Origin of the sequence: Sphingomonas epibiotica, from assembly GCF_039615155.1 — a bacterium.
In the GTDB taxonomy this organism is placed as follows: domain Bacteria; phylum Pseudomonadota; class Alphaproteobacteria; order Sphingomonadales; family Sphingomonadaceae; genus Sphingomonas.
On sequence record NZ_JBDGHY010000002.1, the window covers coordinates 478,727 to 492,571 of the forward strand.

The following is a 13,845-nucleotide window of genomic DNA, read 5'->3' on the forward strand; positions in this document are numbered from 1 at the left end:
CGGCACGACCAACGGTTTTACTTTGCCCACAGCGAACGGATCAGCCGACCATTCTCCGTGTCCCAGCTTTTGGTGCGGTCGCCGATGCTCTCGCCGCGAAACAGATAGGTTTTCGACCAGCGCGGACCCCATCCCCATGCCGCACCGCCGACCACTTCGGGCGTGTTGCGGAAAAACGCGACGATGTCGTCGACCATCGCCTTGCAGGTCAGCGGTACCGTCTTGGCCCGTCCGAACGCGAACTCGCCGACATAAAGCCGCATGCCGAGCTTGCGCGCCGCCTTTACCGAATTGCCGAGCGGTCCGGTCGGCGGATAGGGGCGGCATTCGGGCGTTGCGCCCGAACCGCCGCGATTGAAATAGCGATGCGGCGACAGCCAGGTGCGCTTCAGTGGGTCTAGATCGGCAAGGGTGAAGATGCCGGCGCGGTTCAGGCTGCACAGCGCACTCTCGCACGCCTTCTTCGGATGTTCGCCGCGGTCGGCACGACCGAAACCGGACCAGCCCCGCCATTCGAGGATCAACTGATTGTCGACCCCGGCCTTGCGCAGCGCCTGGATCAGATCGCGCGCGTCCGGACCCCAGCTGACCCAGGTCCCGCCCTTCGGCTCGTTCTGCAGATCGAATGCGACCAGCGGCTGGCCGCGATAGCGCCGTCCCATCCGCAACCAAAAATCGCGGATATCGGGGTCGCCGATATTGCCATAGCTGTGCTCGTCGATGACCATCAGCATGCCGCGCGCCGTCCCGCGCCGGATGAGCGCGTCCAGCGCAGCAAGCTTCTCCGGCGTCTGCAGCCGGGCGCGCTTGACGGGCAGGCGGATGCTCTTGGCCCCCGCATCGGCATAGAAGTCGATGTCCTGCGGTTTGACCGGCAACTCGTCCTTGAACTCCATACCGCTGACATTCACGCCCCACCAGCGTCCCTGATCGAGGAACGCGTGGCTGTCCCTGCGCGGCGCAGCGGTGGCCGAGGTGGCTGATACGACCAATGCGAGGAGGAGCGGGGCGAGCTTCATGGTCCGGTTCCTTCGATGGCGGGGACGGTCCTTATTTCACCGCGAACCGCCGCAGCCCGGTCAGCGTCACAATCTTCGCCAGCCCAATCGCGTCGAACAGGTCGATCAGCGCGATGCGCGTCGTCCGTACGATCAGGCCGAACAGCAACGTGCATACACCACCCACCGCGAAGCCGACGATCGAGGTGATCGCATCGGACCACAGCATCTGGTGCGACACTAGTACACCGGCACCCGCGCCGATCGCGGCGACGATGCCGAGCAGCAGCCCCGGCAACCCTGCACGAAGTTGATCGAGCGCGCTGACCGGCCCCTTGCGGCCAGAAGCGAAGACGCGGACGAACGCCATCGCGATCGATGCCGCGCTGAACCCTATCGCGGCGCCCGCGATGTCGAACTGCACGCCGATCAGGATGGCGACGATGCGCACGATCATGTCGACCACGCCCAGCGTTCGCAGTTCGCCCGACCTGTTCTGCGAGATGAACAGGTCGCCCGCCGCATAGCCGAACCCGACCGCCGCCAGCGACGGCGACAGCAGCGCGAGGACGAGACCGGCATCATGCCAGCGATCGCCCAGCAGCGTGCGGACCAGCGGCAGCGCGACGATGCACAAGGCGGCCGATGCCGGGATCAGGAAGGTGCAGAGCCGGCGGACGAGGCCGATATAGGCGCTGCGATATTCGTCAGGATGCGGCCGCATCCGTGCGAGGAAGGGCAGGGTGGCCTGAGCGATCGGCTGCACGATGTTCAACGTCGGGATCTGGAACAGCGCCTGCGCACGGTTGAACTGTCCGAGCGGCGCGGCGCCGAGAAAGCGGCCGATGATGATCGGTGCGGCGTTGCCCGCCGCGAACAGCGCCAGCGAATAGATCGACGTGTTCGCACCGAACGCCAGCAATTCGCGCAGATTGTCGGGCTTGGCGGGACGATCGGGCTTCCACCGGTTGCTGCCGACATACATGATCGCGCCGCTGACGAGCTGCGCGACGTTGCCCAACACGATCGCCCACACGTTGCGATAGAGATAGGCCAGTACAAGCGTCGACAGGAAACCGATGAACAGCGATGCCGAATCGATCAGTGCCAGCCGCTTGAACTGCAGGTTGCGCGACAGCATCGCCTTGTACTGCGATGCGATGCCGCTGAACAAAAACCCCACCAGCGAGGCGAGGATGGTCCACACAATGATCGGCTGGCCATAGAAATCGGCGATCCATGGCGACGCGATGCCGATCGCGAGCGTCAGCAGCACGGTCGTCGACGAATTGAACCAGAAGACGAAGCTCATCTCCGCCTGGCTGATGCTGCCCTTGCGCATCAGCGCGTTGGTCATGCCAAAGTCCCGCAGCGTGACCGCGAATGCCAGCATGATGAGCGACATGTTCGCCAGACCATAGTCCTTCGGCGACACCAGCCGGGCAATGGTAAAGGTCGATACCAGCGAGATGATCAGCGTGAAGGCACGCCGCGCCAGCAAGGCTTTCGGCCCGACCTGCGCCCGGCGTTTGGCTTCAGCGATATCCACCTGTCAGTCTCACTTTCATCACAATCTGGTTTCACGATCCGAAGGAGGATCCCGGCTGCGTCAGCGGCGCAGGATGCGCTTCGCATAGCGAAGGGGCCCATGCGCGCGGATCAACTGCACGCTGAGTTTCAGCTTTTCGAACCGACTCTTGGTATGGAGGCGACGAATGCCCAGCATCGTCGTTTCCAGATCGCGCCAGACCTGTGGCGACATGCGTTTGCCATGCCGGTCGAGGAAGAAGCCGATCCCGGCGGCACGGCGCAGCGACGGCGTGGCGATGCGGTCGCCCGGATGGAACCGCCATTCGGCCAGCGGTTCAGGATCGACGGCATAATTGACACCGGCATCGAGCAGCCGGACGAAGAAGTCCCAGTCGTTGAATACGGTCACCGCCGGGTCGAATCCGCCGACCCGGAAATAGGCGTCCCGATCGATCACGAAATTGCTGCCGGTCATCGATCCGTTCTGGCGCAGCGCCGTATCGGGAGTGAGACCGGTCAACTGTGCGCGCGGTTTGACGGTGTGTTCGTCCTCGTGGTGCAGCAGCCCGCCGAGCACCAGCCCGACCCGCTTCTTCTCGCCCAGTCCGACCAGCCGTTCGAGGAAGGGCGGATGCCACAGATCGTCATCGTCAAGAAAACCGATCCACCGACCGGTCGCGGCCTGCGCCCCCTTGTTGCGCGAATGGCACACGCCGCCGGTTTCGTTCGCGATATACCGCACTGCAAAAGGAAGCCGGGCGTCGGCTTCGGCAACGACCGCCTGGGTCGCCGGGTCGTTCGCATCGTCGACCACCAGCAATTCGACCGGCTGCAACGTCTGCGCGGCGACACTGGCGATCGACTCGCGCAAGAGATGGGAACGCAAGTGCGTAGGTATCACGACGGAGACAGCTTGCATGGCTGTTCGCCTAGCCTACCATGCATCGCAGCGAAAGGGTTTTACTGCGGACGGCCGCGACGGCTTCTGCGACGGATCGGTCGCCTTGCCGCATTTCGCTATATTCCTGAAGGCGTCTTGGCTGTACCAACCGACGACTTGGAAACGGCTTGGCTTCGGTTCACGCTTGCGCCATGAGTTCGCACCTGCAGCATGGCTGTCGGGTCGATCCGTATCGCGCCGGGGGGCTTGGCGCGATCGGATGTAATAAGGGAGGTGTTCGACCATGGGTGTGGCTGGATCGAACGAGCGGCTTGCCATTTTGATGATCGCGATCGGCGCACGGCCATGGTCGCGCGCCACGTCCGAACTGTTCCGCGATTATGCGAAGAAGTGCGGCGCGACGTTCATTCTTCAGACCGAGGAACCTTCGGAAGCGGACTTCCCACTGCCCGCCATGCCCGACAGCCCCGGCCGCGCGCACAAGCGCGTCTATGCGTTGAAGGCGTTCCTGCCATGGCGGCTGCTGGCGCAGGAGGGCTATGACCGGGTGCTGGTCGTTGACGATTCCTGCTGCGTGAAGCACGACGCCCCCAATGTGTTCGACTTCATCGAGCCGGGCGCGGTCGGCCTGACCGAGACCAGCCATGCCCATGCCGAGCTGAGCTTCAAGGAAATCCGCAAATATCTGAAGGCGCGTGGCGAGCCGGAAATTCCGTACAATCCCGAGCATTATATGAATTCGGGCGTCATGCTCTACACGCGCGGCATGGCGGACGCGATCTCGCCCGAACGCATCCTCGCCGCGCGTGAAATGCTGTTCGCGGCCTATCCGCACCAGACCCTGACCTATTATCTACTGAACAGTGCCAGGGTGCCGCTGACGATCCTACCCAAGGCGTTCAATCGCCTGCCGGCATCGACGCTGTCGCCGGGCGAATGGACCAACATGACCGACGCGACCCCCTATTTGCGCGATGATGACGACACGTACATTTATCACGTCACCGGCGCGTTCAAACGGCGCGAGGTGCTGATCCCGTCGCTGGCACTGCATCTGCTGGCCCGGACCGATCCGGAGCGCGCGCGGGCGGTGGCCGCGACCATGCCGCCGCCGAGCGACGTCGCGACGCCGCCGGTCGCGCCGCCGAGTATCGCCCGGCGGATCGCGCGCAAGCTGCGCTCGCTGGTCCGCTAGGGAAACCTTCGTCTATGCGTATTGCCTTCTTCCTCGCCGCCTATCCGGTGCTGTCGGAAACCTTCGTGATCCGGCAGATCCGCGGCATGATCGACCTTGGCCATGACGTAACCGTCGTGACCGGGAAATATCATCCCGAAGTGGCGGACCCGTTGGCAGGGAAGGTCCGGTTGCGTGCGATCCGCACCGCGCGCGATCCGCATCGATCGATCCCGTCGCGCATCGGGCATGGCGCGGCGGCGATGCTGGGCAGCCGGTTTCGCGGCACGCTACTGCGCGCGATCAAGGCGGCGAAGGGGGGCTACAACGCGCCACTTGCCGATCTCGCTGGCACGATCGGCCGGCATCTCGGCAGCTATGACGCGATCATCGCCCATTTCGGCCCGCCGGGCGTGCGTGCCGAATTCCTGCGATCGGCCGGCGTCATCGACGGCCCGATCGCGACGATCTTCCACGGGCTGGACATTACCGAGATCGCGCTCATCAAGCAGATGAAGCCGTACTACCAGCAATTGTTCGCGCGGACCGAACGGCTGCTGCCAATCAGCAATCTCTGGCGCGAACGGCTGATGGGCTGGGGCGCCGAAGACCGCAAGATCACCGTGCTGCGCATGGGCGTCGATATCGACGAGGCGGCGGTGCCGGCGTTCGATGCGCCGATCCAGTCGCCGCTCCGCGTGCTGAGCGTCGCGCGGCTGGTGGAGAAGAAGGGCATCGCATACGCCATCGATGGCGTCGCCAAGGCGAAGGCAGACATTCGCTATCAGGTGATCGGCACCGGCCCGCTCGAACAGGAATTGCACGCCGCGGCGCAGCCGTCGGGCGATGCCATCGCGTTCCTGGGACCGCAGCCGCATGGGCGGGTGTTCGCCGAACTGGAACGGTCGGACGTGTTCCTGCTCCCCTCGGTCACCGCCGCCAATGGCGATATGGAAGGGATTCCGGTGTCGCTGATGGAGGCGATGGCGAATGGCGTCCTCGTCCTCGCCACGCGGCACAGCGGCATCCCCGAACTGATCGAGGACGGCGTGTGCGGATTGCTGGTCGACGAGCGCGACGGCGACGGCATCGCGGCAGCGCTCGACCGGATCGCGGCGGGCGGGGTTGATGTAGTCAAGCTGCGTCAGGCTGCGTTCGAGAAGGTTGTCGGCGGATATAACAACCGCAAGCTCGACCGGCAGCTTGAAGCAGTCGTTGCCGAAATGAAGGCGGGGCGCTGAGTCAGGCAGGCGAAAAGTTCAGGGCACACCCGTCGAGAAACGCGCCGACCCGTCGCGCAGCGTAGAAGTCCATGTCGTCGCGGGCAGTCTCGCTGACCGGGGGGAAGGCGCCATAGCCAGCAAGCAGGCAGTGCCATGACAGGTTGCCGAAATGGCTGCGCTGTCCCTGTCGCGCCAGTTCCTCCGCCACGTCGCCACGCCGGAACCATCGGTCGAGAATATGGAGCAGCGGGTCGGACAGCGCCTCGTTCGCGGCATTGGCGCGCCAATAATCGGTGTCGGTGCGGGTGTTCAGCTTGTAATGCGCGACGATGTAATCGCGCACCCCGTCCATCCGTTCGGCGGCGACGGCGTTGAACGCGGCGCGGTGCCGGTCGGTGCAGCCGCCCTCGCGATAATGGCGGATGAACTGTTCGACGGTGCCGAGTACCAGATGCAGCGCGGTCGCCTCCAGCGGTTCGATGAACCCCTGCGACAGCCCGACCGCGACGCAGTTGCGCTCCCAATGCCGCGCGACCTGTCCGACGCGGAAGGTGAGGTGGCGCGCCTCGACCGCGTCACCGACGCCCAGCGTTTGGCGCAGTTCGGTTTCGGCGGCGTCGGCCGACTGGAAATTGCGGGCATAGACATAGCCGTTGCCGAAGCGATGCTGGAGCGGGATCGACCAGCACCAACCGTTCGACAGAGCGGTGGCGACGGTCTCGACCGGCGGGCGATCGGTCTTGTCGGTCGGCAGAACGACGGCGGCGTCGTTGAACAGATTGTCCTTGAAGCTGTGGAACGGCACGCCCAGCGTCCGTTCGATCAGCAAGCCTTGGAAGCCGCTGCAATCGACGAAGATGTCACCGGCGATGGCCTCGCTGCGATCGGTGACCAAAGCGGCAATGTCGCCATTCTCTGTTCGCCGAACCCCGGTCACCTTGGCCGCGCGATGGACGACACCGCGCGCGACCGCCAGTTCGCGCAGATACTGGCCGAGCAGCCCGGCATCGAAATGATAGCCATATTCGATGCGGAACGGGAAATTGGGCGGCGCGACCGGCGCCAGTCCCTTGGCCGACAGCACGCCGTTCAACAGGAAATCGTCGGGCCTGGCCGGTACGTCATGGCCGAGTCGCCGGTTGCGGCAATTGAGGACGAAGGCCTCCTCGGTATGCACGTCGATCTGCGTCGTGAACGGGTGGCGATAGTCGCGCCACGGCGCGGCGGGGCTCCAGTCGACGAAGCGGATGCCCGCCTTGTAGGTCGCGCCACAGCGCGGCATCCAGTCGGTCTCGTCCGCGCCGATGATCTCGAAGAAGCGTTTCAGCGAGGGCGTCGACCCTTCGCCGACACCGATTGTACCGATCTCCGGTGATTCGACGACGGTGATGCTCGCATCGGGCCATGCGCGTTCGAGCAGGTGCGCGGTGATCCAGCCGGCCGTGCCGCCGCCCAATATGACGAAGCGCTGGTTCACGCCGCCGTCGCGCCGAAACCGCGCAGCCAGCGGTCATGCATGGGCATGTTGGGCACCGGCTCGCGCTTCATCGCCGCCAGCTGCCGCAGCTGTTCGGCCAGTTCGGCATCGCTCGGCCCATCGGCCAGCGGATGATAATCGCGCGGTTCGATCCCTTGCCCCATCAGCACCTGCACCCAGGACGGTTCCATGAAGATGTCGAGCGGGTCTTGCGTCAGCGTGCCAGTTGCGCGGAACAGCGCGATCTTGTCGGCCAGCCGGTCGGGAAGGGTCATGGTGCGGACATGGCGCCAGAAGTCGGAATCGTCGCGGCTGGTCGCATGGTAATGGAGGATGATGAAGTCGCGCACCGTTTCGAACTCGATCCGCGACTGGCGGTTATATTCGGCGATCTGCCGCGCGTCGAAACCTGCATGGGGAAACAGGTGCAGCAGCCGGACGATCGCCGACTGGATCAGATAGATGCTGGTCGATTCGAGCGGTTCGAGAAACCCGCTCGACAGGCCGATCGCGACGACATTGTGATCCCATTGCCGCCGCGTGCGGCCGGTGCGGAAAGGGATGATGCGGGGATCGGCAAGTACTTCACCGTCGAGGTTGCCGAGCAGCATGTCGGCGGCCTGATCGTCGCTCAGGTGGCGGCTGCTATAGACCAGTCCGTTGCCGACCCGGTGCTGCAACGGGATACGCCATTGCCAGCCGGCGCTGCGCGCGGTCGATCGGGTATAGGGCGGGGTGTCGTCGTGGCGCGCGGTCGGCACCGCCATTGCGCGGTCGCAGGGCAGCCAATGACCCCAATCCTCATAGCCGACATTTAATTGCCGCTGGATCAGCAGACCGCGTGCGCCCGAGCAATCGATGAACAGGTCGCCCTTAACCTCGCGCCCGCCACGCAAGGTCAGCGAGGTGACGTTGCCGGTCTCGCCATCGCGTGCGACGTGTTCGACCAGCCCCTCGATCCGCTCGACACCGCGTGCCTCGCTGTAACGGCGCAGATACTGGCCATAGAGCGCGGAATCGAAATGATAGGCATAGGGCAGATGCCAGAGCGGATCGTCGACCTTGATCTTGGCGAACTTGCCCTCGCGCGCGCACAGATAATTGAGGTCATAGTCCCAATAATCGGCAGCGATGCCGGCGCGCTTCGCCCGGTTCCAATAATGGTGGAACGAGCAGAAGGCGGTGTTGCGACCCGCCGCACCGAACGTGTGATAATAGGATTGGCCGATCGCCCCCCAATCGTCGAAGCGGATGGCGAGTTTGATGCTGCCGCGCGTTTTGCGCAGGAACTCGGCTTCGTCGATACCCAACACGGCGTTGACGTGCTGGATCGGCGGGATGGTCGCCTCGCCGACGCCGATAATGCCGATCTCGTCCGACTCGATCAGCGCGATGCGGACCTGCGGGCCGATAACCTTCGCGATCAGCGCCGCCGCCATCCAGCCCGCCGTCCCGCCGCCGACGATGACGACCCTGTTGATCGCAGCGGTCATGCGCCTCTCCCTTTCGTGCCGGCACGACCTATCCCCGCCGGACGCTGCCGGCGAGGATATTTCGGCCAGCGCTGACGTCTATCGGAATCCGAGCTACCCGTTCGTCCTGAGTAGCCGCTGAGCTTGTCGAAGCGGCGTATCGAAGGACCGTTGGTGCCAGGTGCTTCGATACGGGCTTTCGACAAGCTCAACCCCTACTCAGCACGAACGGGCAGGGTTCACATCAGGTCTTCAAAAGATGGCGTAGGTCAGGTTCGCCATGAAGTTGCGGCCGAACTGTTCGTTGCGCAGGAACAGGCCGGTCTGCGAGTCGCGATAGGTGTCGCGTTCGTTGGTCAGGTTCATCGCCTGCAACGAAATGCGCAGCCCTTCGAGATAGCGGATACCCGACCCGGCGAAGTCATAGCCGATCTGCGCATCGATCAGCGTCTGTCCAGCGCGGTTGAGCGGGGCGATGGTGTTGCTGCCGCCGCGATCTTCCGACAGCCAACTCGACCGGTTGTTCGCCGAGACACGCGCCGAGAAGCCGTATTTCTCGAAATAGGCCGTGCCCTGGAACACCCGTGCCGACAGGCCGGGAATGTCGCTGCCATTGTCGAGCTGCCCATCGGTCAGCGCTGCCGAACCGGTGATGCCGAACCCGTCGAGCGCGCCGGTCAGCAGCCGCAACGGGACCGATGCCTGTAGCTCGACGCCCTTCACGTCACCCTTCAGCCCGCCGGTATAGGTCGTATCCACGCCGAGGAAGGTGGCGGGGGTGAAGACCGTCTGACCATCACTGCTGACCGCGCGGTGATAACCCGGGATGTAGAATTCGGTGTAGTCGCGGATCGTGCTGTTCTGCACGTTCCAGTTGGTCAGCTTCTTGTAGAAGGTCGATGCCGACACAAAGCCGTCGCTGGCGAAGTAATATTCGTAGCTCAGATCGGCCTGATTGGCCTCGTACGGACGCAGCCGCGCATTGCCGCCCGTCGACAGCCACGGCCCGCGTTCGGGATCGGTGCTGGTCACTTCGGCGACGTTGTTGCGGAATTTGACCGAGGAACCGGGGTTCAGGAAGTCGATGCGCGGCCGGCTGACGACCTTCGACGCGGCGAAGCGAAGCGTGTGGCCGTTACCGAGGTCGAAGTTGACGTTCATGCTCGGCAAGATGCGGGTATATTTCGCCCCGTCGGAGATCGGCGTCGCCTGTACCCGCAGGTTGGACGCGACCAGCGAGGTGAAGCCGGTGCCGCGCTGATCGGTAATCAGGCCCTGCACGCCGACATTGCCGAAGATGCGGGCGAAGTCGGTCTGGACTTCGAAATCGGCCTTGATCGAGGGTTGCCAGACCTTTTCCCGGATCGAGTAGGTGTCGCCCAGACGATCGGGTTCGAGCGAACCTGCATCCCAGCGGCGATAGAAGCTGCTGTTGATGAGGCCCAGCGCATCATAGGCGACGACGTTGCCGAGCCCCGCCCAGCTCAGATCGGCGACGCCGCGACGGGCGTCTTCGGGGACCGGGCCGTCCGAAGGATAGGTTTCGGCGGTCAGGAAGAAGCCTTGATTCGTCTTCGACTTTTCATGATCGGAATAGCGCAGCGCTACGTTGATCGATTTCAGGAAGCTGTCGTCGAAGCGATAGGTCGCCTCGATCCGCGCCGAGTTCAGATATTCGTCGAACAAGGCCGAGTTGACGAAGCCGTCCTGCGCCTGTGCAAAGCCGATGCCGGCGGCACGTGCGGCCGGGGTGTCGAGTTCGGTGATCGGCGCGAGGCTGCCGCCCCATGACTGCGGCCCGGCCAGCTTCACCGCGGCGTAATTGTCGAACGACTGGCTGTTGTTCGCGAACATCAACCCGCGATCGGTATAGGTCCATTCGCGGATCGTGTTCGGCCCTTGGGTGCTCAGACCGGCGCGGCCGAGACCCGAATAGCTTTCGCCCCGGGTATCGTTCTTGCTGCTGGTGGAGCGCGACAGATCGAGCTTCAGGTCGAGATTGTCGGTCGCGGCATATTCGAAATTGCCGCCGATCACGAACAACTCGCCCTGCTTGTCGAGCGGATCGCTGCGCAGCACCGAATTGAAGCCGGTGGTGCGGGCCGAAGTGACCAGATCGCCATCGGCACTCAGCACGCCGCTGCCGTCGGATGCGACCGCCAACTGTTCGATGAAGCCGCGCGAGATGCCGGTGTCGGCAAAGTCGATATACAGGGCATCGACCGTGGCGGTGAACTTGTCGTCGGGCCGCCACTGCACCACGCCGGCCAGCGTATTGCGCTTCAGGACTCGCGAGCGGGCCGCCGCTTCATAGCCGGATACGACCTGTTTGCCGGCATTTGGCCCGGACGCGATGGCGCCGTCGTCATAGCCCCACACGCTGGAAAATTCGTTCTGGACCGGCGACGACGTCGTGGCGGCGGTCAGTGCGACGCCGATCGTGTCGTTGGCGAACTTGTCGCTGTACGACAAGGCGAAGCGATAACCGCGATTGGAGAAATCGGGGTTGCGCGACGGCTGGCCATTTTGTTCGAAGCTGCCGTTCGCGATCAGCGCGCGCTTGCGCTCCAATGGGCGGACGGTGCGGATGTCGACGGTGCCGCCGACGCCCATCGCGGTCAGCGCGGCATCGGGCGTCTTGTAGACGACGGCGGCGCTGACGATTTCGGCGGGGTAGAGGTCATATTCGACGCCGCGATTGTCGCCGATGCCGATCAGCTCGCGACCGTTCAGCGTCGTGCCGACGAAATCCTCACGGAAACCACGGACCGAGATGCCGCTGATACGGCCCGAACGACGCTCGCCCGCCAGACCCGCGAGACGACCGAGCGAGTCCGCCACGCTCGACTGGGGCAGCTTGCCGATATCCTCGGCCGAGACCGCTTCGACCACCGAGCTGTTGTTGCGCTTCAGCGACTGCGCGCGCTCGAGGCTGGCGCGCAGGCCGGTGACGACGATGTCTTCGGACGGCGCTTCGTCAGTGGCGGGGGCCGTGTCGCTCTGGTCACCGACCGGCGGCTGCGTCACCGGTGCTGCCGGATCGACTGGCGGGACGACCGTAGTGCCGGCGGTCTGCGCCGATGCCGACGCCGCCGCCAGCAGCGCGAGCGCCGCGGTCGAGCAAGCGAGCTTGTGCCGTGAAGTCATGGTGTATCCCCTCCTGAAGTCTTTTTTATGCGGTCTTGTGCCGTGGCGACTTCCCGCGTTCCACGCTGGATATGCAATACCACAATCGTTTGCAAATGATTGTTTACGCATACGTATTCGTAAGCTACGCCGTTGTCGCCATCGCATCGCACCGGTAGCCTTGGCGATAGAAATCGATTGCACCGCGATAGTGATCGGGATTGGGAGAGGATCTGCTATGCGTAATAGCATCTATAGTGCGATGTTGCTTGCCGCGACCATTCTTCCGAGCACGGGCGCATCGGCGCAGGACCACCCCGTCGCGTCCCGTTCGACCGCGACGACTGCATCGACGGCTGCGCCATGGTGGCAGCATGCGACGATCTACGAAATCTATCCGCGCAGTTTCCAGGACAGCGACGGGGACGGGATCGGCGACCTGCGCGGCATCACGTCTCGGCTCGATTACCTCCAGTCGCTGGGGCTCGATGCGATCTGGATCACGCCGTTCTTCAAATCGCCCAATGCCGATTTCGGCTATGACGTGTCGGATTACACCGCGATCGACCCGCAATATGGCACGATGGCCGACTGGGACAATCTGGTCGCCGAGGCGCGCAAGTGCGGCATTCGCGTGCTGGTCGATCTCGTCGTCAACCACAGCTCGGCCGAACATGCGTGGTTCAAGGAATCGCGCAGTTCGCGCACCAATGCGAAGGCCGACTGGTATGTCTGGCGCGACGGCACGCCGGACAAGCCGCCGACTAACTGGAAATCGATCTTCGGCGGGCCAAGCTGGACATGGGATCCGACCCGCAAACAATGGTATTACCACATCTTCCTGTCGCAGCAGCCCGATCTCAACTGGGCCAATCCGCAGTTGAAGCAGGCGATGTTCGACGTCGTCCGCTTCTGGCTGGATCATGGCGCATCGGGCTTCCGCCTCGATGCGACGCCCTATCTTTTCGAGGACAGCAACTGGCCGCAGGATCCGAACCCCGATGCCGATCCGGTCTGGCTCAAGCCCTATAATTCCCAGCTACCCGGCACCAACCAGGTGCTGCGCGAGATGCGCAAGGTCGTCGATTCCTATCCCGGCAACCCGATCCTGCTCGGCGAATCCTCGACCCGCTCGATCGAACAGCTCCGCGCGGTCTATGGCAAGGACAAGGACGAGATCCATCTGCCGATGAACTTCCTCGTCGGCAACATCACCAAACTGGACGCGGCCGAACTGAAGCGGCGGTACGACGAGGCTGCGACCAAGCTCGACGGGCTGACCCCGGTAGAATTCTTCAGCAACCACGACCAGTCGCGCCAGTGGAGCGAGTTCGGCGACGGCGTGAACAACGACCGCATCGCCAAGCTGTCGGCGGCGCTGACCCTGCTCAACCCCGGCGTCGCGCTGCTTTATTACGGCGAGGAGATCGGCATGGGCGATGCCGACAAGGCGACGCTGGCGCAGACGCCGATCGGTCCGAAACGCCCGCGCACCGACGATCGCGACCGCGCGCGGACCCCGATGCAATGGAGCGCCGGTCCGCAGGCGGGCTTTACCACCGGCACCCCCTGGCTCCCGGTCGCGCAAGGCTATCGCACGCACAATGTCGCGGCAGAGGAACGCGATCCCGTGTCGCTGCTCAACTGGTATCGCAGCCTGACGAAGCTGCGCCGGACCGATCCGACCTTCCGCACCGGCAGCTATATCCCGCTCGACAGCGGCGACCCCGCAGTCTTCGCCTTCGCCCGCGCCAATCCCGATGGCAGCGGCGCGCTGGTGCTGACCAATATCAGCGCGACGGCCCGCACCGCCGCGCCGGTCGGCTGGACCGGTGCCGCCCCGCAATTCGGCGAACGCAGCTGCGCGTCGGGGGCGGGGCAGGGCGGCATGACGCTGGCGCCATGGGACAGTTGCATCGTCCGCTTCCGCAGCGCGCGGTAGCG

9 protein-coding genes are annotated in these 13,845 nt (G+C 64.2%); 3 read left to right on the plus strand and 6 right to left on the minus strand.

The features are described 5' to 3' along the window. Positions 1-17: 17 nt before the first annotated feature. From AAIO73_RS06025 to AAIO73_RS06035, 3 genes are read right to left on the minus strand one after another with little or no spacing between them, the layout of a single operon-like run. On the minus strand, positions 18-1,019 hold the full coding sequence (locus AAIO73_RS06025; protein WP_345876827.1) for a glycoside hydrolase family 5 protein: 1,002 nt from the start codon (positions 1,017-1,019) through the stop codon (positions 18-20). Positions 1,020-1,050: 31 nt separating this feature from the next. Next, entirely contained in the window at positions 1,051-2,547 is a 1,497-nt protein-coding gene (locus AAIO73_RS06030) for a lipopolysaccharide biosynthesis protein (protein ID WP_345876828.1), read from the minus strand. A 60-nt stretch (positions 2,548-2,607) separates the two neighbouring features. Next, positions 2,608-3,447, minus strand: a complete 840-nt coding sequence (locus AAIO73_RS06035; protein ID WP_345876829.1) for a glycosyltransferase family 2 protein — start codon at positions 3,445-3,447, stop codon at positions 2,608-2,610. Between the two features lie 265 nt (positions 3,448-3,712). Between AAIO73_RS06035 and AAIO73_RS06040 the strand changes: the two genes are divergently transcribed. Together AAIO73_RS06040 and AAIO73_RS06045 are read left to right on the plus strand one after the other, a co-directional pair. Next, on the plus strand, positions 3,713-4,624 hold the full coding sequence (locus tag AAIO73_RS06040) for a hypothetical protein (protein ID WP_345876830.1): 912 nt from the start codon (positions 3,713-3,715) through the stop codon (positions 4,622-4,624). Between the two features lie 14 nt (positions 4,625-4,638). Then, positions 4,639-5,844, plus strand: coding sequence for a glycosyltransferase (locus AAIO73_RS06045; RefSeq protein ID WP_345876831.1), 1,206 nt, complete (start codon positions 4,639-4,641; stop codon positions 5,842-5,844). Position 5,845: 1 nt separating this feature from the next. On the opposite strand, the gene AAIO73_RS06050 is transcribed toward AAIO73_RS06045, so the two are convergent. The 3 genes from AAIO73_RS06050 to AAIO73_RS06060 all read right to left on the minus strand — a co-directional run bounded on the left by AAIO73_RS06050 (position 5,846) and on the right by AAIO73_RS06060 (position 11,922). Next, positions 5,846-7,303 carry a tryptophan halogenase family protein gene (locus AAIO73_RS06050; protein ID WP_345876832.1) on the minus strand — a complete coding sequence of 486 codons (1,458 nt, stop codon included), beginning with the start codon at positions 7,301-7,303 and terminating at the stop codon, positions 5,846-5,848. Beyond that, the gene (locus tag AAIO73_RS06055; RefSeq protein ID WP_345876833.1) at positions 7,300-8,796 is read right to left on the minus strand and encodes a tryptophan halogenase family protein; all 1,497 of its coding nucleotides are present in this window, start codon (positions 8,794-8,796) and stop codon (positions 7,300-7,302) included. The genes AAIO73_RS06050 and AAIO73_RS06055 overlap by 4 nt, the downstream gene beginning before the upstream one ends. 231 nt (positions 8,797-9,027) lie before the next feature. Further along, complete coding sequence (locus AAIO73_RS06060; RefSeq protein ID WP_345876834.1) at positions 9,028-11,922, minus strand: TonB-dependent receptor; 2,895 nt, start codon at positions 11,920-11,922, stop codon at positions 9,028-9,030. Between the two features lie 217 nt (positions 11,923-12,139). Here AAIO73_RS06060 and AAIO73_RS06065 point away from each other — a divergent pair, with 217 nt between their 5' ends. After that, positions 12,140-13,843, plus strand: coding sequence for a glycoside hydrolase family 13 protein (locus AAIO73_RS06065; RefSeq protein WP_345876835.1), 1,704 nt, complete (start codon positions 12,140-12,142; stop codon positions 13,841-13,843). Positions 13,844-13,845: the final 2 nt, after the last annotated feature.

What these genes read in the sequence shown, in the direction of transcription:
- AAIO73_RS06025 (WP_345876827.1), bottom strand. Translation starts at nt 1,019, where the DNA reads ATGAAGCTCGCCCCGCTCCTCCTCGCATTGGTCGTATCAGCCACCTCG.
- AAIO73_RS06035 (WP_345876829.1), bottom strand. Translation starts at nt 3,447, where the DNA reads ATGCAAGCTGTCTCCGTCGTGATACCTACGCACTTGCGTTCCCATCTC.
- AAIO73_RS06040 (WP_345876830.1), top strand. Translation starts at nt 3,713, where the DNA reads ATGGGTGTGGCTGGATCGAACGAGCGGCTTGCCATTTTGATGATCGCG.
- AAIO73_RS06045 (WP_345876831.1), top strand. Translation starts at nt 4,639, where the DNA reads ATGCGTATTGCCTTCTTCCTCGCCGCCTATCCGGTGCTGTCGGAAACC.
- AAIO73_RS06055 (WP_345876833.1), bottom strand. Translation starts at nt 8,796, where the DNA reads ATGACCGCTGCGATCAACAGGGTCGTCATCGTCGGCGGCGGGACGGCG.
- AAIO73_RS06060 (WP_345876834.1), bottom strand. Translation starts at nt 11,922, where the DNA reads ATGACTTCACGGCACAAGCTCGCTTGCTCGACCGCGGCGCTCGCGCTG.
- AAIO73_RS06065 (WP_345876835.1), top strand. Translation starts at nt 12,140, where the DNA reads ATGCGTAATAGCATCTATAGTGCGATGTTGCTTGCCGCGACCATTCTT.